We start from the raw sequence: 22,425 nt of genomic DNA on the forward strand, positions 1-22,425 counted from the left end.
TTTTATAATGACCAACTCTATTAGATAGAGGCGGCTAAATGATGATATGCAGAAGCATACTCATACATGATTAGATAAATGGAAGTGAATTCCTGCTTCATCTGGCAAATCAACCACCTTGTGAATGTCCAGTGAAAGTCGTTGAAGGACAGTCACCACAGCTTTTTCCTCCTCATAGGCTATGGAGAAGACGCTAAAACGAGGTGGAAGAAAATGGCCCAGCTGTATGCAAAAAGTTGCCTTGATCAAAATCTACGATCACTCGAAGAATGGAAGCAGGATGCCTTCACACAGTTTGGAGAGATGGTAGGGGATGAGGCAGATACATTTCCGTGTGTACCAGGCAGACAAGGATTTTTTCTCGATCATTTACGCTATGGATTTGTCGGTGATCTGCGGGGAGACGGGGCAGTAAATGAGTTAGCAGAGCTGCTAAAAGAATATCAAGGCTGCGCTAAACAAACTGGTCAATACGCTTCATTTATCTGCTTTTTTGAAACTCCGAAGGATTTAAAAGAAAGCTCAATTGAAGAATTTGAGCAGCAGTTCTGGTCATTGCTTCAACGGTTACATCAAAAAGATGAAGTGCCATGGCCAGCGGAGATTCCACTGGACCCTCATCACCATGAATGGGAGTACTGTTTTCATGGCGAGGCTTATTTTATTCTGTGTTCGACACCAGCTCATAAGCTCAGAAAGAGCCGCCACTTTCCATATGCCATGATGGCATTTCAGCCTAGATGGGTGTTCGAAAAATTGAATGGATCGACCAAGTTTGGACAAAAAATGAGCCAGCTCGTTCGCAAGCGGCTCAAAGCATATGATCAAGTTGACGTCCATCCATCATTAAAATGGTACGGGGATCCAACAAATCATGAATGGAAACAATATTTTCTCTCAGATGATGAGGCGGAGAAACCAGCCTCCGCCAAATGTCCATTTACTGCTTTAAAAAACATGATGAAATTATGATGCGGCCTGATCCTGTTTCCACTTTTTTCTCATAAAGAGTACCATGATGCCAATCACGGCGATGATCCCAAGGCTTATAAAAAAGCCGGGTCGTCCGCTTGCCTCTGTCAGAGTGCCTGTAACGGCCGCACCGATTAAGAGCAGGGCAAGAACCGTTTCACACGTTTGACGAGTAGATGGTTTTGACAGCTTTTTACTTGATAGCAGAATAAACACCCATGTGTATAAAAGAGTTAAACCGGCTGCTGTTGTGAGATGCTCATATATGTGTTTGGACAAAAAGAGTGCCAGCAAAATCGAGACAATCAATCCAGCAGCAGTTAACAAGATCGAAGACCATCTGACATGAGATGGTTCTTTTTGTTTAAAACAAGCAGGTGCATCGTGATGTTCCGACATCGTGCCAAGCAGCGTCGTGACTGCATAGAGCGAGGCAACCAATGTAGAAAACCCGGCAATAATGAAAATGCCATTAAAGATATGAAGAAAAATCGATAAATGAAATGGTTCTAGTGATGTAATGAATGGACTGCTATTCTCGTTAAAGGCTGTCACTGGCACAAGCAAAAGCGCAAGTCCGATGGAGACGATATAAATGATAGCAAGAATGATCAGCATCACACGTCCAGATTTTGCGGCGTCTTTCGGGTCTTTTAAATGAACCGCCATCAGCCCCATGACTTCAATTCCCCCGAAAGCATAAAACGCATAAATCAGCCCATTCCATAAACCGAGCGGACCGAGCGGCATCCATTCATGGTCTTTATTTGGCAGGTGGAGGGTGGGCCTATGCTCTGTGAGAATGCCGCATAAAACAAGAACGGCAAGGACGACAAACAATAGGATCGCCCCGGTTTTCAGCACGGCAAGGACATTTTCCGTCTTTTGAAAAGAAGAAAGCCCAATGATAATCACAAGCAGGGCAAGAGCGGAATAAATCGCTGAAAACACCCATAGTGGAATGGATGGAAACCAGTGACGAGTAAAAAGAGAAATCGCCGTCAGCTGACTCCCTGTGATCAGCATTTCTGAAAACCAATACACCCAGCCATTACTAAAACCCGCCCAACGCCCATAGGCTTTTCGGGCATAGGAACAAAATGATCCCTTATCTGGGTTCTCGGCTGTCATCGCAGCCAGGTGTTTAAAGACGAGATATGTGCCGACTGCCGCAAGCAAAAATGAAATGCAGACGGAATAACCGGATTTTGTAATAGCGATGCTGGAACCAAGGAAGAAACCAGTGCCGATTGTACAGCCGACTCCGATAAGTGAAAGCTGCCACCAAGATAAAGATTGTTCTTCTTTCAATGCATGTGCAACACCTTTCCGATTCAATAGCATTAGCTTGTGACCGCCTCTTTTTTTTATACATGATCAAGAGGACGTTTTGGGCATACTGTCAACATGGAAAGGAGTGCATGTGATGAACGGAGAATACGTGATTTTACCAAAGGATGGGCTTGGTTTTCGGTTAGGAAAAGGACAATGTATGCGAGTGGTTGATGTCGAAGGGCAGCAAGTAGCAGACGTGATGGCCTATCATGAAAAGGATTTTTATGAAAAATTTGATCAAGGCGCTACAATGGATAGCCTGTTCTCTTCCAAGGTGAAAAAGGGAGATCAGCTTTATTCTAATTTATATAAACCAATGTTTACGGTCATTGAAGATACAGTCGAATGTCATGATTTATATATGCCTGCGTGCCGGCAAGAAATGTATCAGCTCTTATACGGCAGGACGCACCTAGAGGTCATGCATACATGCTACGATAATCTCAGGACAGCTTTTGAGCCATTCGGTATTCTGAAGGAGGATATGTATTATCCTTTTAATGCGTTTATGAATACAGTCATTGATGAAAAAGGAAAGCTGTCTGTCGAGCTGCCAAAATCGCTCCCTGGTGATTACATTCGTCTGCGTGCAGAAATGGACCTTATCGTCGCGGTGTCTGCATGTCCTGCCGACATTGGAAAATGCAATGGCTCAAGCTGTACATCCATCCGGGTGGAGATTGATTGAAAAGGAAAGACCAGTCAAAGAGACTTGGTCTATTTCGTTTGTGAATGTTTGATCATTTATGAAAAAGGGGAACGTCTAAAAAATATCTTTTTTCAAAACATGATATAATAAAGTGGCTAAAATCGTAGGTAAATCAATTGAAATGGAAGTAAAACCTGTTCTCTTCATGTAGAGGATGCTTAGGAGGAAAAGTGTATGAGTTTGCAGAAAAAAATCAGCCAAGAGTTGCATGTGCAGCCCTCAATTGACCCAAAGCAGGAGATCGAAAAACGGGTTGGATTTCTAAAGGCTTACTTGAAAAAGACCGGTGCAAAAGGATTCGTTCTCGGTATTAGCGGCGGACAGGATTCAACGCTTGCCGGCCGTCTCGCTCAGCTCGCTGTAAGTGAGCTTCGTCAAGAAGGAAAAGAGGATGCTGTCTTTATTGCAGTCCGTCTACCGCATGGCACGCAGCAAGATGAAGACGATGCGCAGCTGGCGCTATCATTTATTCAGCCGGACAAGTCTTGGAAATATGATATCGCACCTGCCGTGACGGCATTCAGTGAACAATATCAAAAGGAAACAGGCGGTGCGCTGTCTGATTTTAATAAAGGGAACGTCAAAGCACGCATGAGAATGATCGCACAGTATGCCGTCGGTGGACAGGAAGGCTTACTTGTCATTGGAACGGATCATGCAGCTGAAGCTGTCACTGGGTTCTTCACGAAGTATGGTGACGGCGGTGCAGACGTTCTCCCGCTCACAGGTCTGACGAAACGCCAAGGACGGACGCTACTAGAAGCGCTGCAAGCACCAGAGCGTCTATACTTAAAGAAACCAACAGCCGATCTGCTTGATGACAAGCCTCAGCAAACGGATGAAACAGAACTTGGTATTACGTACAATGAAATTGATGATTACTTAGAAGGAAAACCAGTTTCAGATCAAGCAGCAGAAGCGATTGAAAAACGTTATGTTCAATCAGAACATAAACGTCAAGTACCCGCTTCTATGTTTGATGACTGGTGGAAATAAAATAAGTGACCTCTCCAGAAGATGGAGAGGTTTCAGGCTGTCGAGAAAATCTCGACAGCTTTATTTTTTCCTTAAAGTTTCCATCTCCAAATTTTATAATAGAGATAAGTCCACTAAAGGAGGTGTTTTTTCTTATGTTCCACACTAGAAATACTTCTCAGCACGAAGCCGAATTTGTATTACTAGATCAACTGATCGAAGGATCACCTGCTTCGTAAAATTGATCAGTACATTGATTTTTCATTTATCATAGACAAAGTCAAACCTTATTATAGTGACAATAATGGTCGTCCTTCTCTTGATCAACTTATTTTGTTTAAAATGAAATTTATCGCATACCTGTACGGTATCCGTTCCGTATCTTGATCGATTGGATCACCAAATCACCCGATTTGATTTTCAAGTAGAAGCGGTTACCATTAATTCTGGTTATTTGACAACATCAATCTGTAAAGGATTTATCCGATCGCCGCATTTTTGGTGTCATCGCACATAGACGCTTTCATCGAACAAGAGGAAATTCCAGTATCATTTTGAACATGATCATTACATATGCCCAAATGGTGAAAAGCTATCATATACGACAACTGACCGAAAAGGTTATAGGTACTATAAATCAGACCCTAAAAAATGCGTTTCTTGTCCTTTCCTTGAAAGCTGTACAAGATCGAAAAATTATCAAAAAGTGATCTCAAGACATGTATGGGAGGAACAAAAAGAAAAGATTAGACAAAATCGTCTGTCTATCTCTGGAAAAAATTATATAAAAAGAGAAAAGAAAAAATAGAGCGAAGCTTTGCAGATTCAAAACAACTGCATGGGCTTCGCTACTGTTGGTTGAGGGGAAAACAGAATGTGAGTGTGCAAGTTCTCCTCACAGCTACGTGCCAGAACATGAAAAAGATTGCCACAGACCTAGCCAAGCTAGGCTAGGTCTGTGGGAGGCCTTTTTTATTTATTGTTGCTTAACAGTAATTTTTAAGGTATTTTTACAGTATATGCTAAATTAACAAACATAATATTTACGCCTACATCAACTTTCTTATATTTGTTTTTAACTGCCCATGCAACAGCACCAGAAGTTCCAGCAGTAATAGCCGCAGCTGCTCCAGCACCCCATGGTCCAGCAGCAGCAATTCGACTTGTGTACCAACCGATATATCCGGCTGCAAATCCACCTGCTACTATGGCATTCATGCTTCTAACTTTCGGTCCTAATTTGAGGTGTAAACCTACAAAACCTAATGTCTGCATGTCACCTTTTTTCTCATTCTCTTCAAAGCTAAATTCTTCTGATTTCATTGAAGTCATTAGTAGACTGTCGTGTTCTGAAATTCCCATTTCCATAAGGGTTTCTTTATCAGCTGTAAAATGAATATTTCCATCCGCATCTAATTCGAAGTAATTAGATAGTTTTTCTGCTAATTCCAATTGTTTTTTATCTACACTGATTGGGGGGGTCTCATTATTACCTTGACTGGCATGACTAATCATTGGAGAAGAGAAACCAAATGTAATAGTAAGCACACATAACACTACTAGAAATTTTTTAAACATACGTACCACTCCTATTTGTTTTTTGGGGTAACGCATCCATGATATTTCCTTCTATTGGGGTGGAATACTTAGAGGTTAAGGAGAGTAATAAAATGTATTTATTCTTATTTACTTTGATTTATTGTGTAATCACACAAATGTTGAGTTTTTCCTTTGAGATGTCTTTTGGTGTGTACTTGATAGGGTTAGCTTTAATCAAAGGACTTTCCAGTGGGGAAATTAAAGACATCTTTAATTTCAAAAAGACAAGGGACGTGTTCAAAGAAAACAGATTTATAGATTCTTTGATGGAATTGTTTTCTTTGGTAATAGTGTTTATTAATGCATACATAATTGATTATGAACCATTCTCTCCCTTTGAGTTTGTTTATACTTTTTTCTTGCTTGTAGTTCTGTACAGGTTCCTATTTTGGGGGATCATAAGAGAGTCTAAAAAATGGTTGCATAAAGAGTCATAAGAGACATGGGCTTATAAAAATCACTCACTTTCTTTGATACATTCCAATGCTACCATTTATTTCTTTATAATTGGTAATATGGTGGGAATTTTATTTTTCAGTTGCGGTGTCCGCAATTATGGTTCTTTTAATTGGGAGGAGAAATTTCGAATAGAGAAGAATTAGATTGTCAATTATCGCTAATGAACAGGCTGGAGAGCCTGTTTTTTTTTTAAAAATATTATGTTTTTGTTGAAAAATCCCATTTTGCTTGCGGTGTCCGCAAGCATTTTTTTTATTTTTCAGTGCTTCATTTTGACGGATTTTTTTTGTGATAAAATCCAGTCACTGCGGAGGTGAATCATGTGAAGATAGAAGTAGGAATAAACCTGTTTGAGATAGGATTTCTCATTCTAGGTGTTTCAGTTTTGTTTTTAATCAAAGCTAATGAGGAACGAAAACGAAAAAGAAAGAGCTAGGCTGCTTCTTGAAAGGTGCTTGACGGAAATCAAGAGATTTTAACACTTACATAGAGGTTTACTTAAAAATTTCAGTTGAGATCGCTCAGATTTGATTCTGATCGCTTTTTTGTTTAGGTATTAAAAGTAGGGGTGGTGTGTCAAAAACGCTTATAAGGGCTTTAAATGTGTTTTTTCGTTTTGGCTACTGAAATCAGTTTGAAAATCTGTTTGCGAGATACCGAAAATTTTCAAAATTGGAACTAAAATGGGTTTTGGGCGTATTTCATGTGCTAGGATTTAACATAAAACGGCAAAAATTGAGGGGGATGAATGAATGGCAGCTGTATCTTCAGCGAAAATCGGTCAGAAGATTAATGAATGGTATCAGAATATCAAGAGGCTGAATGTAACAGATGCGGAAATGCTTCGGAGTGAGATCAGAAGGGATTTAGACATCATGGAGGAAGATGAGCAAGCTGTTCTTTATTTTCAGCTTATGGAATTCCGCCACGAACAAATGCTTGAATACATGAATCTAGGAGCTCGGAAATTAAACAAAGCGGAGTACCTGCGATCAGTTGAAGGGCAAGGGCGGAAGCTTACTGGAATCCTGGAATACTATTTTAATTTTTTCAAAGGGATGTATGAGTTTTCGCAAGGTGATTACATTACTGCGATTACTTTTTATCGACAGGCAGAAAAACGGTTGGATCGAGTGGCGGATGAAGTTGAAAGAGCAGAGTTTTACTTCAAGATGGCAGAGATTTTCTATCACATGAAGCAAACTCAAATGTCTATGTATTACATCATGCTAGCCCTTGATACATATAAGGCGCACCCGACATATCTTGTCCGAGAAATTCAGTCTCGTTTTGTTGTTTCAGGAAATTATATTGATCTTAACAGTTCTGAAAAGTCTCTCCCGCATTTAGACAAAGCATTAGAAAAATCACATGCGATTAAGGATGAATTAATGATTGGTATAAGTTTGATGAACTTGGGTCACTGTTATTCTAGTTTGGAAAAATATCAGTTGGCATTAGATCATTTGGAGGAAGCTGAAATTTATTTGAAACGTCATTCTCACATACGAGCAATCCTTTATCAGCAGGCTCTGATCCATTTTAAATTGGGTAACGATGAATTGGCCAAGGAATATTTGCAGCGTGGCATAGATTATCTAAAATCAAACCCTGATCAATTATTCGAATCTTTGTACGATTTTCTTGTAAACCTATATATAAAGCCACTTAATCTTGATGATCTCAAGGATATTTTGAAACGATTTGATAACATTAGGGGTTATCCATATTTAGAAGAACTGGCATTAGAGTCCGCAGAATTTTATACTAAATGTGAGCGTATGGAGGAATCTGTATATTTGTATCAGCAAATGGTGTACGCTCAAAAACAAATTCGAAGGGGCGACTGTTTGTATGAACATTAGAAAAAGCTTTGTTTTAGCTGGTCTTGCGATCATGATGTTGGTTGGTGGTTCATATCTGAATCATACCGAGACTGCTATGGAGTTGGCTATTCGATTAGGTACATGAAAAATGGCAGACCTTTTGGGTCTGTCTATTTGGAAATTCTTCTGGAACAACACCAATGCACTAACAGACACTCAGAAAAAATCCCTTCCAATTGGATAGGGATTTTTTGAGTAAGCTGTGATCTAATTCAAAGTTGCATAACCCTAATCAACAACAAACAGTACTGCCGTTCCATCTTCGTATTCATTTAGTTGATGGGACACCCAATATCCCGCACCTCGATTGTCTGAAGGAGATATTTATTCTATATCGGCTCCTGCACCGCCTTCTTCACACATAGCCATAGGGAATTCATCTCGATCATATTCCCTTTTTGTTGGTATGTTTTTCAATGATTCTTCTCCATTTTTATCGGCACCTTCTTTATCAATCGTGCAGACGGCAGAAGCGCCCTTTTTTATAGCATTTTTTATGTCTCGTGCTGTTTCTGGATACTTATCAAACGGAAACTTCAATTTCACATCATACTGAGACCTCTCCAGAAGAAGGAGAGGTTTTTTTATGTCGAAGTGGGTTTGACAAAACAACCAAAAATTCATTAAATTAGTAGAACGATCTACTTAAGTCCATTTAACTAAATATCAATTTTTTTGATTAAAAAAGAAAACATAATTAGTTCGATTCACTTAATTTCGCTTCTATTGACAGTATTTTCAGAAAAAATGATTGACGATAAAAACGAATGCGCTTACAATGAAAACACATTCCAAAAAGTGAAATTGAATTCCACTAGACGGAATAAAAGGAGTCGTTCATCTCCAAATAAGTGGCTAAAGGAATGATTCACACAATGAAAAATCGAAGTGCACTGGAAATATACAAAGAAGGAGGCGCTTGGTGGGAGACTGAGATTAGTCATATTCAAAAAAATTCAATTGAACTTCGGGGCTATCCAATTGAAGAGCTTATTGGTCAATTATCGTATCCACAGATGCTTTATCTACTGCTTGTTGGTGAATTACTAGATGATTCGAAGGCAGCTCTTTTTGAAAGTGTTCTTGTCGCAGGTGCGGATCATGGGCCAAGAGCACCGTCTATTGCAGCGGCAAGAATGGCGGTTACGTGCGGCATTTCGTTTAATTCTTCTGTTGCAACAGGGGTGAATCTATTAGGTGATATTCATGGCGGAGCTGGTGAAAAGGCGATGCGTATGTTATACGAAGCCAAAGCAGCCTACGATGAACACAAGGATATCAAGTCTGCTGCGAAGCAAGTATGTCAGACATGGTTAGCCCGCAAGGAAAAAATTCCGGGAATCGGTCATCAGCTGCATGATGATGATCCGAGAGTGAGACGGCTGTATGAGCTGAGTCAAACATATGTGCAGCAAGGTGATATCAGCGGAACGTACTTACGGTTAGCTGAGGCGATTAGACATGAACTTGAACAATTAAAAGGGAAAAAAATCACGATGAACATAGATGGTGTATCTGCTGCGATCCAATGTGAATTAAACATTCCAGCTGAAGCGGCAAAAGGCATCTTTTCCTTATCCAGAGGAATGGGCATCGTGGCGCATGCATATGAAGAGCTGACAAAAGGTGCCCTAGTGAAAGGTCCTTGTCCGAATGAAGAAAGACTTGTTCGTTATGCGGGGGTCGGGACGCGTCACTTGAAGGAGGGTGAGAGAATTTGAGTGAATTGAAAGCGTTGTCATATATAAACGGCGAATGGCTGGATGCAAACCATGTCAAAGAAGACATTATCAATCCATACTCTGGGGAAATGATCGGTACATCCTATCTTGCCTCCTCAGAAGATATAGAACAGGCGCTTTCTATTGCGCAGCAAGCTAAAAAACAATTAGCGGCAATATCAGCATTAGAACGCTCAACGCTTCTAACAAAGGCAGCTGCCTTATTGGAAGAACAAAAAGAGCATTTTGCAAAACTCATTTCTTTAGAATTAGGCAAACCGCTTAAAAATACAAGAGATGAAGTCTCACGATCAATTGAAACGCTGGCGCAGTCAGCCGAAGAAGCCAATCGACTAATCGGTGAGACCATTCCTGGCAATGTATCTTCCCGTGGACAGAGAGCAATGGCGATGACATTTAAAGTGCCGGTTGGGGTTGTGCTGGCGATTACGCCTTTTAATGCGCCTCTCAACTTAATTTGTCACAAAATCGGTCCAGCTTTTGCAGCAGGGAATGCCATTATTTTAAAACCAGCACCGCAAACATCAGCTGTTGCCACAGCGTTTGTTAAGCTCCTGCTTGAAGCAGGGTTTCCTGAAAAGAGCCTGCAGCTTGTGATTGGAGGAGTAGACGCCGGCAGACAGTTAGTCACTGATGAAAGAACCAATCTTGTTTCTTTTACTGGCGGTGCGGTGGGCGGAGAACATATTTCAAACTCTGCTGGATTAAAAAAGGTACTACTGGAACTCGGAGGAAATGGAGCGACGATTGTTCATCATGATGCAGATATCGAGCAAGCCGCATCTCTTTGTGCCAAAACGGGCTTTAGCAACTCTGGTCAAAGCTGTATTTCTGTTCAAAGAATTTATGTTCACAAGCAAATTTTGTCGACATTTACTGAGACACTTAAACAAAAAGTAGAACAGCTCGTCGTTGGAGATCCGCTGTCTAGTGAAAGTGATATCGGCTGTATGGTTGATGTACAGGCAGCAAAACGTGTGGAGGCTTGGATACAAGAGGCAGAGAAAATGGGTGCCGAGCTTCTATCTGGAGGACAACGAAATGGCGCAAGCATCACACCGGCTATTTTGCTAAACCCGCCAAAACAAGCCAAGGTCGTCTGTGAAGAAGTGTTCGGTCCAGTTGTCAGCATTCTCCCATATGAGGAGCTGGATGAGGCAATCAAAGAAGCAAACGATAGTCGATATGGTTTGCAGGCAGGTGTCTTTACGAATCAGCTAGATATTGCGTTACACGCAGCAAAAGAGCTTGAAACTGGCGGCGTAGTCATCAATGGGACATCGAATTTCAGACTAGATCACTGGCCATATGGCGGGATTAAACGAAGCGGTATTGGAAGGGAAGGCCCACGTTTCGCCATCGAGGAGATGACCGAAACCAAAATGGTTGTGCTGCCAAATGGTCTATAAAGGGGGCAGATGGTTGTGAATGTCTTTCAGCAAAAGTTAAAGAGTGCGCAGACAGGCGGTCAGCCGATGATTTGTACGCCGCTCATTGGACAAACAAAGGAAGAATTGTTTCTTGAAGTTGAGGTGTTAGCTGAGAAGAAGCCTGATGTGATAGAGTGGCGAGCGGATTTTTTCAATCACCTCAATGACAAGGAACAAGTCATCGCCACCCTGAAAGGGATGATCGAAAAGGCAGATAGCATCCCATTTTTATTCACCATTCGTTCTGAAAAAGAGGGCGGCGAACGCATCTCGCTCTCAGAGGATGAAAAGGTTTCCCTGCTTGTCGAGCTTTGTGCCACTCAGCTTGTAGCTGCCGTTGATTTTGAATTAATGCATGATGTCTCGCATATCCAGCAAGTCAGTCAGGCGGCTAAGAGAAACGGGGTCATCTTGATTGTGTCGTACCACGATTTCCAGCGTACCCCTGCGGCGGATCGGCTTGTGGAGCTATTCACCCATGCAGAATCGGTTGGCGCCGATATCGCAAAGATCGCCGTCATGCCGCATTCCTATGAGGATGCATTGACACTGCTTTCTGCGACGGGCAAGGCGAACAAGCATCTGTCCATCCCCGTTATTTCGATGGCGATGGGGGAATATGGCGCCTTCACAAGAATGGTAGGTGGACTCTTTGGGTCTATCATGACCTTTGCTGTAGGGAAAGAAAGCTCAGCACCTGGACAAGTTGCGATACAGGATTTGAATACCGTTCTATCGATTGTGTTTTCAAAGAATCAGTGAGTAGCAGATTCATAGCTGCACCGTGAGAGGAGAGAAACATGAAGAAGAATATATCTACACAGGTCATTCAGTATTTAGAAAATCGAGGAGTTGAGCATATCTTCGGTCTGTGCGGTCATACGAATATTGCTTTTTTATCAGCGCTAGAAAAAAGCCGTATTCAATTTGTGAATGTCAGACATGAACAGATAGCTGCGCATGCAGCAGACGGTTATGCACGAGCGAAAAAACAGACGGCTGTTGTGCTCAGTCACTTAGGTCCTGGACTCACCAATGCGGCAACAGGCGTAGCGAATGCTGCACTCGATTCCATTCCAATGGTTGTTATTGCAGGAGATGTTCCAAGTCATTACTACGGAAAGCACCCACACCAAGAAATCAATCTTCATTCCGATGCTTCTCAATACGAAATTTATCGCCCGTTTGTGAAAAGAGCATGGCGAGTCGACATTCCAGAATTATTTCCAGAAATTTTATCAAAAGCGTTTCAGTTAGCTGAAAGCGGCCGCCCTGGGCCAGTCCTGATTTCAGTTCCGATGGATGTGTTCTCAAAAGACTTAGATGTGTCGTTATTTGAACAAATCGCTCATCATACACACACCGTTGAAAAACCATCTATTGATGATCAAACAGCGAATCGGATATTAGATCGATTGCTGCAGGCAGACAAACCGCTTTTATATGTAGGGGGAGGCATTTTACTAGCCGATGCAGCAGAAGAGTTAAAGGCATTTTCTGACCATTTGAGTATCCCTGTTGCCCATTCTTTGATGGGGAAAGGGGCGATGCCAGATGATCATCCAATGACCCTTGGTATGACAGGGTTTTGGGGGACGAAATTTATCAATGATCAGTGTAAAGCAGCGGACTATATATTGGCTTTAGGCACCCGTTTTGCTGAAGCAGATGCGAGTTCGTGGGAATCGGAGTATACGTTCAATTTCCAATCAACCAAGCTCATTCATATTGATATTGATCCGAATGAAATTGGCCGAAATTATCCTGTGGAAATTGGAGCGGTAGCAGATCTCAAACAGGCACTGACCGTACTCAATCGTGTGGCGAAAGAGAGGCTGCCAGAAGGTCTGGATCGCCCTCAATTGAAAAAGGACATTGCGGTATATCGTGAGGAATTTCAGAAGAGCAATTTGACGAATATTCAAGACGAGTCTTTCCCAATGAAACCACAACGTATTTTGCAGGAAGTGCGGGAAGTATTGCCGCCTGATGCCTTCATTACAACCGATGTTGGCTGGAATAAAAATGGGGTCGGACAGCAATTTCCTGTATACACGCCAGGCACTATTTTAACCCCAGGTGGTTTTGCGACGATGGGATTTGGCGCTCCTGCTGCACTTGGAGCAAAGATTGCCCAGCCTGACCGTGTCGTTGTATCACTTGTCGGGGACGGCGGATTCGGTCAAAATCCATCTGTTCTTGCAACAGCTATGGAAGAAAACATTCCTGTCGTGTGGATTGTGATGAACAACAGTGCGTTTGGGACGATCGCCGGCTTGCAAATGGCACACTATGAAACGACATACGGCACTGTTTTTAGAAAAGATGGAGAAAGCTATTCGCCTGATTTTGCAGCCATTGCAAGAGGTTATGGGATGAAGGGGATCAAAATTACGGCGGCTTCTGAATTCAAAGAAGCTTTGGCTGAAGCGATCGCTTCTCAGGAACCGTGTGTCATTGATGTAGCGATGAAAAATGATCCTGTGCCTACTGATGGACATTGGAACATTAATGATATTTATTCACCAAATACAAAACGTTCACATGTCAGTGTGAACTAAACATGACTAGGGAGGAATCAACAATGAAAATTAAAGTATTAAATCCATTTCAAGACGGTCATCCATTATGGTTAGGTTTAGATCATCCAGAAGAGAACATGATTCGGAAGGTGTTTCAAACGATCACACCAGATACCGTTGGATCAGAGCATATGATGGCAGGTCTCACTATTTTTGAGCCGGGAGAAGCAAGCTCAGTACACAATCACCCGGGTTCAGAGGAATTTGATTATGTGATTAAAGGGTCTGGCGAAGTCATTTGCGATGGAGAAAGACAATCATTTAAACAAAATGACTTTATGTTTATTCCAGACGGTGTCTCGCATCAGCATGTGAACACAGGGGACGAACCTTTATGGCTGATTTGGCTCTATACACCGCAAGGGCAGCTGCCGAAGGACTAAAGAAACCTTGCACGAGAGAAAGAAGAAAAGGGGCTAAAATAGAAAGCATTTTAGCCCTTTATCAATTGAACGAAAGGGAGTCAAGCAATGAATAAGAATACACCACTTGAAGGAATCAAAATATTAGATGTTTCAACGATGATTGCTGCACCATACGGCGCGGTGCTTCTAGGAGATTTCGGTGCAGAGGTCATTAAAGTCGAGATTCCTGGAAAAGGGGATACACTGCGGCATGTTGGCCCTTTTGCAGATGGTGAACCTTTGAGATGGTCAGGGCTTTCAAGGAATAAGAAATCTCTTACACTCGATCTACACAAAGAAGAAGCAAAAGACATTTTTAAAAAGCTTGCAGCGCAGGTTGATGTGATCATTGAAAATTTTCGTCCGGGCACACTTGAAAAATGGGACGTTGGGTACGATGTATTAAAAGAAATCAACCCTCGTTTAATTATGATTCGTGTTTCCGGTTATGGGCAAACCGGTCCATTTAAGGACAAGGCGGGGTTTGGTACACCTGCGACGGCATTTAGCGGCTTTACATATATTCAAGGGTTTCCAGATCGGCATCCAGTCAGCCCGTCCTTTTCCCTTACGGATTATATCGCAGGAATCTATGTGGCGTTTGCCACTGTGACAGCGATGTATTACCGTGACACACATCCAGAAGGAACAGGGCAAATGGTAGATTTGGCCCTCTATGAATCTGTGTTCCGCATGTTAGAATTTTTGGTTGCTGAGTATGACAAGCTAGGGAAGGTGCGTGAGCGTTCACCAGGGTTAAGCGGTCATTCAAGCCCTGCCGGCACCTATGAGACAAAGGATGGGCATTATTTGGTTCTTGTGACGAGTACAGATTCGACCTTTAATCGATTGGCAGAGGCGATGAATCGCTTAGATTTACTAGAGAACGAGAAATTCTCTGTGAATGCAGCCAGGCTGAAGCATAACGATGAAATGGATGCGATCGTCTCGCAGTGGATTGCGTCCAAAACAAGAGATGACGTCCTAGACATTCTAGATACACATGGTGTGCCTGTGAGTCCGATTCTAAGCATTCGGGATATCTTTGAGCATCCGCAATTTAAAGCACGAGAAAATATTGTCGAGGTGCATCATCCACGTCTTGGAAAAGTGAAGGTGCCTGGAATCATTCCGAAGTTTGAAAAAACCCCCGGCCGTATTCGCCATATTGCGCCTGATTTAGGTGAACATAATTATGACATTTTAACGAAAATGCTTGGCTTCACAGAAGAAGAGTGTAAACAGTTAGAAGAAAAAGGGGTCATTTAAGACACTCAACCGATCCGCACGCTGCGGAAACAAAGGAGGATGGTTATGAAAGTGCATTCAGAACTGAAGGGGAACGACTTGCGGCCTGCTTATGCGAAACCAACAAAAGCTCGTTTCGGCATCTTGATTCTGTTGTTTTTTATTACCGCTATTAACTATATTGATCGAGCCAGTGTATCCATTGTTGCACCTGCGATTCAGTCTTCATTGCAATTAAACCCTGCCTTATTAGGCCTCATCTTTTCAGCATTTAGCTGGACCTATACAGCCATGCAGATCCCTGGCGGCTTTATTCTTGATAAGTTTGGATCAAAGGTAACGTATGGAATATCACTCATTACTTGGTCTATTTTCACCGGTTTACAGGCGTTTGCGAACAGCTTTGCCTTCTTATTTGGCTGCCGTTTGTTTATCGGAATTACAGAATCTCCCGCATTTCCTGCGAATAATCGCATTGTGACCACATGGTTTCCAAGGCGGGAACGCGCATTTGCAACAGGGGTTTATACCGCTGGAGAGTATGTGGGGCTTGCATTTGCGACACCTCTTCTTTTTTGGATTATGACAACTTTCGATTGGAGAACCGTCTTTATCACTGCTGGTGCGCTCGGTATTATATTTGCTTTCTTTTGGTACAAGTATTATCACGAACCAAAAGAGCATCCAAAGATCAATGAAGATGAGCTAGAATTGATCCGTCAAGGCGAAGGACTGACTGTGGCATCACAGGAGAAACTGAAATGGGCAGATTTTGCCGCACTTTTAAAATATCGTAAATTGATTGGACTCTATATTGGTCAATTTTCTGTTGCGTCTACCCTCTTTTTCTTTTTAACATGGTTTCCAACCTATTTAGCAGAGGCGAAAAATATGGCCTTTCTCAAAGTGGGTTTTGCGGCATCCCTGCCATACATCGCTGCATTCTTTGGAGTGCTGTTTGGAGGCTATGTGTCTGACTGGCTGCTTAAAAAGGGTGTATCGGTCAATGTAGCGAGAAAGCTGCCGGTTGTGGTCGGTCTGCTTCTGACAAGTACCATTGTTTTAGCGAATTTTACAACGAATATCCCGCTTGTGCTCACTATTTTATCCATCGCGTCCTTTGCGCAAGGACTGTCTAATATCTCCTGGACCATGCTGTCTGAGGTAGCACCAAGAGAAATGGTCGGGCTGGCTGGCGGCGTATTTAACTTCTTTGCTAACTTATCCGGCATCATCACCCCGCTGATCATCGGATTCATTGTATCGGCGACAGGCTCTTACAACGGCGGTATTTTATTCGTCAGCCTAGTGGCATTAGGCGGAGCGTTGTCGTATATCTTTATTGTAGGTAAGATTGAACGGATTCAATTAAAATAATAGAGAGTAAGAAAAAGAGAACTCATTGGGTTCTCTTTCAGCGTGTAGACAAACCCTCGCATTCGGTGTCAGTCCTGCGTGCCGGTGCTCACGAATGTCAAATTCGCTCCGCGCCGGTACTCGTCCTTCCTAGGGCTGCAAAGGTTTTCTATCACACTGAAAAAAAGACAAAGGGCTAAAATCAAGTCCATTTTAGCCCTTTGTCAACAATCTTGAAAGAGAACTCATTGGGTTCTCTTTTTCTATGAATAAAAGATGACGGTGATGATTGTTGCACATGCGATCCCCATGCTGATATAAAAACCAGCAAACCAGATATTCCATCGAGTGATTCGGTAAGGGTTGACCTTCATCAAATCGGCTAATAGGGAGACAGATACATTATATGGGCTAAACATGACCGTTGAGGTTCCAGCGATAATGAGCATGATTGCGATGGGAAGGGCAGGCAATTCATGAATGACAGGTGCCATCAAGCTCACTAAGAGAGCAAGCGAAACGAGCGGGTGGAAACCGCAAAGAGCGGTGATGAGAAAATACAGCCCGATGACCCCATAAACCCAAATGGCATGATCTGATATACTGACGATAAATGCTTGAATCGGCTGCAAGCTGTTTGTGACAAGCAGCATATCGACAAAGAAGCCCGCGCTTAAAAATAGACACATATAATTGGAGAGCTGGCGGGTCCGTTCTTTCCAATGGGGAATAGAGACGGCTACATATTGTTTTCGTTTTTTGATGATAGACGAGAATAATAGAGCGAAAGGAATAATCGTCAGCACAACAGCGAACAGATAACCTTTCCCGATCCAGGCGTCAACAAGCGAAACGACTGTCATAAAACTGAGCAGCATGAAAGCAAGCTGAAGGGTTTTTCTCTTGATGCGATGAGGGTTGGAGTGAGCTTCTGCCGGCTGGATGATATGCGGCAATCGTTTGCTTTGACGAGAAAACAGCAACCAATCCGTCAACAGCACAAGCACCATTAAACAAAAGGTAACGGGTGCAATCTGATAATATTTCAATTTGGTTGCATCAATGGTGACACTCACCAGTACCTCGACAGGACTCCAGCTAAGACATAGCGCATATGACCTTAAAAGATTGCGCGTATAAAGGTGCTGTTTGACTTGTTCCTGAAGGGCGTTCAGCGACGGTTTCAAGGATGTATATAATAAGGGAATCGTTGCGATATTTAAAAACATGCCAAGAACATGAGTGACAAAAGAACTCTTGCGATAAAGCTGATTTGTACTCGTTGTATGTAAGGTAAGCAGTTTATTTAATTGAGTATCGAAATGTCCAACATGTATGAGAGAATGAATAAATGGCAACATGAAAAATAAAGAGAGTAAGCCTAGCATGGAATGAAAATGAAGAAAAAGCGTATGCAAAGGCTGTTCTGACCAGAAAAATAACACCAATCCAATCAAGAGAAACATAGCACCCGTTTTCAAATAAAGCCCATTGGCCTTCTTAAAGGAAATGGTGAGCGAAGCAGCCGCCAGCAGACCAACCAAATAGGAGAGAATGGGAGCAGGGAATAGTTGATGAACGATGTATAAGCTAATAAGAAGTGTGAAAATGAGCAGGTAGATCATGATATCTCCTCCATCAAAACATCTATCGGTTTTATTCCGTACAGTGGAATTTGTTTTCTTTTAATGGAACATTTAAAATGGATTATAGCAAAATTGGTTAATCATGTCGATAAGAAATCAAAGGGGAAAAGGAGAAAGTGAACATGGCTGATAAAAAGTCAAAAGAAGAATCAGGATTGCGTACCGTTCAGCGCGCTTTGGATATTCTTTCTTGCTTTAGCGAAGAACGTCAAGAGCTGACGCTAACGGACATTTCAAAAGAGATGAACTTAGCAATGTCTACCACAACGAGACTGCTTAAGGCACTTGAAATGAATCATTTTGTAGAAAAGAACCAAGAGACAATGAAGTACCGGCTCGGTCAAAGACTTTATCTTCTCGGTTATATTGCTGGGAAGTCCATCAAATTGAGGGAACTGGCAAAACCGCTCATGTACACACTTCGTGATGAAACAAAGGAAACCGTCAACCTGTATGTGCTCGATCACAAAAGCAGGGTATGTATTGAACAAGCCGAAGGGCTGCAATCGATTCGGCATCTTGTGAAAATCGGTGAGAAGCTGCCGTTATACGCTGGCGCTGGTGGAAAGGTGCTGCTTGCTTTCCAAAGCGAAGAGTTTCAACAGCAAGTTTTCGCGTCTGAGGCCGATCACATGACGATGGAGGAATGGCAAAAAGAATGTCGTCATATTCTTGAAACGCATACCGCTTGCAGTATTGATGAACGGGAAGTCGGATCGGCGGCAGTGGCGGCACCGATCTTTAACATTCATGGGGAAGTGCAGGCATGTTTATCCATATCTGGACCGACCCAACGATTTACTGAAGATGTCATCCCTCAATTGCAGCAAAAAGTGAAAGAGCATGCCGAGAAGCTCTCCGAACAGCTCGGTTACGTCGTCAAACACAATTTTTAAGAATGCCTATCTTTTCTCAGTCCATTTATCATATAATAGAAACATTATGTAGCATTCCTTGTCGTAAGGAGGACGTGTCACGAACATGAAAAACAATAGAGAGATTCCTGTGAGACAGCGAAATATTGTCCTCATTGGCTTTATGGGCGTTGGGAAAACAACCATTGGGCAGCTCGTTGCCAAAAAGTTATATAGAGATTTTATTGATGTTGATCAGGAGATTGAGAAAAAGTACAACATGACGATTCCAGAAATGTTTCAGCAAAAAGGAGAAGATTTCTTCAGACAGGCTGAAAAGGACTATATCGTCGATTTATGTGAACATACTCAGCTAAAGATCGTATCTCTTGGAGGCGGTGCGTTTAAACAGGAAGAAATCAAACGATCTTGCTTAAAGCATTGTACGGTTCTTTTCCTTGACCTATCTTGGGAGAATTGGAAACAGCGGCTGGATATTTTAATTGAAAACCGTCCTGTTCTTCATAACCGCACGCTTGACGAGATGAAAGAGTTGTTTGAAGAGCGCCGGGAAATTTATTCCCTTCATAACTCAAGAGTGGAAACAGATCATCTAGAAGCTGAAGAAGTCGCCAATTATATTGTCGACACACTCAAGCTTGGCTGGGATCTATATTCGAAATAAAAAAGTCTATCCTAAGGGGGTAGACTTTTTCTATTAGATCAGGAGTAGTCAAAGAAATCACAGTCTGATGGATGAAAAAAAGAAGAAAAGATGTTTTTTCCTTCGTCATTATATCAAAATGTATGCATTCTTTATGTGGTGTGTCTAGCCGTTTGAAAAAAGTGGTGATCAGACTACAACTAGGTCAAGATGATGAGGTTTTTTGATTGATGTGGGAAACGAAATATATCTCTCATTTTCTTTTTTTGAAAAAATAAAATAGTATCTAAATTCTAATAATCGTTTTTTGAATTATTATAATTTTTAAAAATATTGTTGACACCTTCGGTTAGATCATTCTATGATTATTAACGTAAACGCTTACCGTAAACGTTTACTATAACGGATGGGGAGGAATTTGTTGATGAAAAATAAAGAAAAATGGAGCGGTGTATTCCCGGCAATCTTAATTCCTTTTAAAGATGACTATTCAATTGATGAACCTGCTTTTCGTAAGCTTGTTCGCTGGGTGGCGGAGCACGAAGGGATTAATGGGATCGTTGTCAATGGACATACTGGCGAGATTATGACTTTGCTGCCACATGAACGAGCTGAAGCTGTGCGTATTGCAGCCGACGAATTAAAGGGAGAAATTCCTGTCATTTCTGGGGTTTCTGCTGAAGGGACAATTGAAGCGATCCAGCATGCAAAAGCAGTGGAGGAAGCTGGTGGAGAAGGTATTCTTCTTATGCCGCCACATTCATGGCTGAGATTCGGTATGCAGCCTGAGTCACCTGTCCAATTCTTTAAAGATGTTGCAGAAGCAATTGATATTTCAATCATCGTCCATCAATATCCAACATGGACAAAAACCTCTTATACAACCAGTCAATTATTAGAAATGTCGGAGATTCCAAACGTTGTCTCATTTAAAATCGGTCAAAGAGACATGGCGCAATATGAAGTCGATGTGCGCGCACTGAAAAAGCATGCACCAGATGTATCATTGCTCACATGTCACGATGAATATTTATTGCCAACATTAGTTCAAGGAATTGATGGGGCGCTTGTAGGTTTCGGCTGTTTTGTACCAGATTTGATTGCTGAGCTTGTGAAATGTGTGGAAGAACAAGACCTTGTAGCGGCTAATAAAGTGTACGATAGAATCTTTGAATTAAAGCATGCTGTGTATAAAATGGATGAACCTTCCTCTACCTCTCATCTGCGAATGAAGGAAGCGATGTTCCAGCGAGGTTTGATCAGCAGTTCGCTTGCGAGGAAGCCAGTATTACCTTTAACTCAAAAGGAAAAAGAAGAGATTCGTCAGGGCCTTCAAAGTGTTGGTTTACTTAAGGAAAACGTTAGTAAATAACAGACCATTGATTTCATGATGAAGGTGAGTCGGGTTATAATAGAGTATAAAACAACAGACTCCCGGAGGTATGAAATGTGTCAGTAAGTATTAAAGATGTCGCATTGAAAGCTGGAGTATCTATCGCCTCTGTTTCCCGAGTATTAAGTGGCAAACCAGGAGTAGGTGCTCAAACGGCTGAAAGAATCAAACAAGTGATTGATGAATTAGGCTATCGTCCTAATTTAGGAGCTAGAGGGCTCGTTAAAAGAAAGACTGGCAATATTGCTGTCGTGGTTCCTCGTGGTTCATATATTTTGAATAATCCATTTTTTTCGACGATTTTAGATGGGATAGCGAAGGAATTAGATGAGACTGAATTCAATATGTTGATGTCATTTACATCTGTACAGCAGCAGCGATTACTTGAAACGCAGGCTGTAGATGGTGCCATTTTATTTTCTCCAAGAAATGAAGAATTGAGCATGGATTGGTTAAAAAGTTTAGCTATTCCCATTATCGTTGTCGGAAGTTACTTAGAGGATTCTCCATTTCCATGTGTCAGGCCAGATGATGAGGAAGGTGTGTGTCAATCTGTCACGGCCTTATTTGATAAAGGTCATCGAACCATTGGACTGGTCAATGGTCCAATGAGTTCGATGCATAGTGTGAGGTATTACAAGGGGTATGAGCGTACACTGAAAAGTTTAGGATTAACAATGAACAAAGAGCTTGTGTTTGAGTTAGATGAATTTGATGGGGGAAAAGTAGTAGAAGTGGTTTCTCAATTTCTCCAAGGAAACCAGCACATGACTGGAGTTGTTTGCTCTTCAGATTTTTTGGCGATAGGGGTCATGAAAGCGGCAGATATCGCAAATGTGTCAATACCTCATGATTTGTCTGTCATTGGTGCTGATGATGTGCCCATTGCAAGTTTTCTAACCCCTTCTTTATCTTCTGTTCATGTTGATTTAGTTGGAATGGGAAGAAAAGCGGTTTCTTTACTAACGCAGTTAGTAGAAGGAGAACAGTTAGAGAAGATGGAACACATCTTCCCGATGTACTATGTAGATCGTGGCACCACGGGAACGCCAAAAAAGAAATGATAGATGCTGAAAACTCATATGATCGCTTTAGAATGTCTCTTCATTTAAAATGTAAGCGATTTCTTTTGTGCTCATCAGCATGTACTTTTGCATCATTTCCTCTATTA

At 41.9% G+C, this 22,425-nt stretch carries 18 protein-coding genes and 2 pseudogenes; 16 read left to right on the forward strand and 4 right to left on the reverse strand.

Annotated elements, in window-relative coordinates:
* Positions 1 to 213: 213 nt before the first annotated feature.
* A complete protein-coding gene (locus NSQ52_RS01795) occupies positions 214 to 972 on the forward strand; it encodes a YqcI/YcgG family protein (protein WP_342473850.1) in 759 nt (252 codons plus the stop codon).
* Here NSQ52_RS01795 and NSQ52_RS01800 read toward each other — a convergent pair.
* Positions 967 to 2,316, reverse strand: a complete 1,350-nt coding sequence (locus tag NSQ52_RS01800; RefSeq protein ID WP_342473851.1) for an amino acid permease — start codon at positions 2,314 to 2,316, stop codon at positions 967 to 969. The genes NSQ52_RS01795 and NSQ52_RS01800 overlap by 6 nt on opposite strands.
* 82 nt (positions 2,317 to 2,398) lie before the next feature.
* Here NSQ52_RS01800 and NSQ52_RS01805 point away from each other — a divergent pair, with 82 nt between their 5' ends.
* From NSQ52_RS01805 to NSQ52_RS01815, 3 genes and pseudogenes are all read left to right on the forward strand, one after another.
* Positions 2,399 to 2,995 carry an urea carboxylase-associated family protein gene (locus NSQ52_RS01805; RefSeq protein ID WP_335352491.1) on the forward strand — a complete coding sequence of 199 codons (597 nt, stop codon included), beginning with the start codon at positions 2,399 to 2,401 and terminating at the stop codon, positions 2,993 to 2,995.
* Positions 2,996 to 3,190: 195 nt separating this feature from the next.
* Positions 3,191 to 4,012: an ammonia-dependent NAD(+) synthetase gene (gene nadE, locus NSQ52_RS01810; protein ID WP_024718980.1), complete on the forward strand. Its 822-nt coding sequence runs from the start codon at positions 3,191 to 3,193 to the stop codon at positions 4,010 to 4,012.
* Between the two features lie 134 nt (positions 4,013 to 4,146).
* Positions 4,147 to 4,945: pseudogene (locus NSQ52_RS01815) on the forward strand (transposase).
* A gap of 45 nt (positions 4,946 to 4,990) precedes the next feature.
* On the opposite strand, the gene NSQ52_RS01820 reads toward NSQ52_RS01815, so the two are convergent.
* Positions 4,991 to 5,569 carry a hypothetical protein gene (locus tag NSQ52_RS01820; protein WP_342473852.1) on the reverse strand — a complete coding sequence of 193 codons (579 nt, stop codon included), beginning with the start codon at positions 5,567 to 5,569 and terminating at the stop codon, positions 4,991 to 4,993.
* 1,232 nt (positions 5,570 to 6,801) lie between these two features.
* On the opposite strand from NSQ52_RS01820, the gene NSQ52_RS01825 reads away from it, so the two are divergent.
* Complete coding sequence (locus NSQ52_RS01825) at positions 6,802 to 7,914, forward strand: Rap family tetratricopeptide repeat protein (RefSeq protein WP_041106640.1); 1,113 nt, start codon at positions 6,802 to 6,804, stop codon at positions 7,912 to 7,914.
* A gap of 249 nt (positions 7,915 to 8,163) precedes the next feature.
* On the opposite strand, the pseudogene NSQ52_RS01830 reads toward NSQ52_RS01825, so the two are convergent.
* A pseudogene (locus NSQ52_RS01830) lies at positions 8,164 to 8,487 on the reverse strand (NucA/NucB deoxyribonuclease domain-containing protein); the annotation flags it as partial.
* 311 nt (positions 8,488 to 8,798) lie between these two features.
* Between NSQ52_RS01830 and NSQ52_RS01835 the strand changes: the two are divergent.
* The 7 genes from NSQ52_RS01835 to NSQ52_RS01865 all read left to right on the forward strand — a co-directional run bounded on the left by NSQ52_RS01835 (position 8,799) and on the right by NSQ52_RS01865 (position 16,718).
* Positions 8,799 to 9,656, forward strand: a complete 858-nt coding sequence (locus NSQ52_RS01835; protein ID WP_025206709.1) for a citryl-CoA lyase — start codon at positions 8,799 to 8,801, stop codon at positions 9,654 to 9,656.
* Positions 9,653 to 11,086 carry an aldehyde dehydrogenase family protein gene (locus NSQ52_RS01840; RefSeq protein ID WP_340940448.1) on the forward strand — a complete coding sequence of 478 codons (1,434 nt, stop codon included), beginning with the start codon at positions 9,653 to 9,655 and terminating at the stop codon, positions 11,084 to 11,086. The genes NSQ52_RS01835 and NSQ52_RS01840 overlap by 4 nt, the downstream gene beginning before the upstream one ends.
* Positions 11,087 to 11,095: 9 nt before the next feature.
* Complete coding sequence (gene aroD / locus NSQ52_RS01845; protein ID WP_342473853.1) at positions 11,096 to 11,869, forward strand: type I 3-dehydroquinate dehydratase; 774 nt, start codon at positions 11,096 to 11,098, stop codon at positions 11,867 to 11,869.
* 38 nt (positions 11,870 to 11,907) lie between these two features.
* On the forward strand, positions 11,908 to 13,668 hold the full coding sequence (locus NSQ52_RS01850; RefSeq protein WP_045034610.1) for a thiamine pyrophosphate-binding protein: 1,761 nt from the start codon (positions 11,908 to 11,910) through the stop codon (positions 13,666 to 13,668).
* Positions 13,669 to 13,691: 23 nt separating this feature from the next.
* Positions 13,692 to 14,072: a cupin domain-containing protein gene (locus NSQ52_RS01855; RefSeq protein WP_024718975.1), complete on the forward strand. Its 381-nt coding sequence runs from the start codon at positions 13,692 to 13,694 to the stop codon at positions 14,070 to 14,072.
* A gap of 87 nt (positions 14,073 to 14,159) precedes the next feature.
* Complete coding sequence (locus tag NSQ52_RS01860; protein ID WP_017366576.1) at positions 14,160 to 15,362, forward strand: CoA transferase; 1,203 nt, start codon at positions 14,160 to 14,162, stop codon at positions 15,360 to 15,362.
* A 45-nt stretch (positions 15,363 to 15,407) separates the two neighbouring features.
* Positions 15,408 to 16,718: an MFS transporter gene (locus NSQ52_RS01865; protein ID WP_008342087.1), complete on the forward strand. Its 1,311-nt coding sequence runs from the start codon at positions 15,408 to 15,410 to the stop codon at positions 16,716 to 16,718.
* 242 nt (positions 16,719 to 16,960) lie between these two features.
* Here the strand turns inward: NSQ52_RS01865 and NSQ52_RS01870 are convergent, their stop codons facing one another.
* Positions 16,961 to 18,322 carry a hypothetical protein gene (locus NSQ52_RS01870; RefSeq protein WP_017358565.1) on the reverse strand — a complete coding sequence of 454 codons (1,362 nt, stop codon included), beginning with the start codon at positions 18,320 to 18,322 and terminating at the stop codon, positions 16,961 to 16,963.
* A 143-nt stretch (positions 18,323 to 18,465) separates the two neighbouring features.
* Here NSQ52_RS01870 and NSQ52_RS01875 point away from each other — a divergent pair, with 143 nt between their 5' ends.
* From NSQ52_RS01875 to NSQ52_RS01890, 4 genes are all read left to right on the forward strand, one after another.
* On the forward strand, positions 18,466 to 19,239 hold the full coding sequence (locus NSQ52_RS01875; protein ID WP_017366579.1) for an IclR family transcriptional regulator: 774 nt from the start codon (positions 18,466 to 18,468) through the stop codon (positions 19,237 to 19,239).
* An 85-nt stretch (positions 19,240 to 19,324) separates the two neighbouring features.
* Positions 19,325 to 19,882, forward strand: coding sequence for a shikimate kinase (locus NSQ52_RS01880; protein WP_025206715.1), 558 nt, complete (start codon positions 19,325 to 19,327; stop codon positions 19,880 to 19,882).
* 403 nt (positions 19,883 to 20,285) lie between these two features.
* The gene (locus tag NSQ52_RS01885) at positions 20,286 to 21,233 is read left to right on the forward strand and encodes a dihydrodipicolinate synthase family protein (RefSeq protein ID WP_342473854.1); all 948 of its coding nucleotides are present in this window, start codon (positions 20,286 to 20,288) and stop codon (positions 21,231 to 21,233) included.
* Positions 21,234 to 21,310: 77 nt separating this feature from the next.
* Positions 21,311 to 22,318 carry a LacI family DNA-binding transcriptional regulator gene (locus NSQ52_RS01890; protein ID WP_039166332.1) on the forward strand — a complete coding sequence of 336 codons (1,008 nt, stop codon included), beginning with the start codon at positions 21,311 to 21,313 and terminating at the stop codon, positions 22,316 to 22,318.
* Positions 22,319 to 22,425: the final 107 nt, after the last annotated feature.

This window comes from Bacillus sp. FSL W8-1141 (genome assembly GCF_038593205.1).
In the GTDB taxonomy this organism is placed as follows: domain Bacteria; phylum Bacillota; class Bacilli; order Bacillales; family Bacillaceae; genus Bacillus; species Bacillus altitudinis.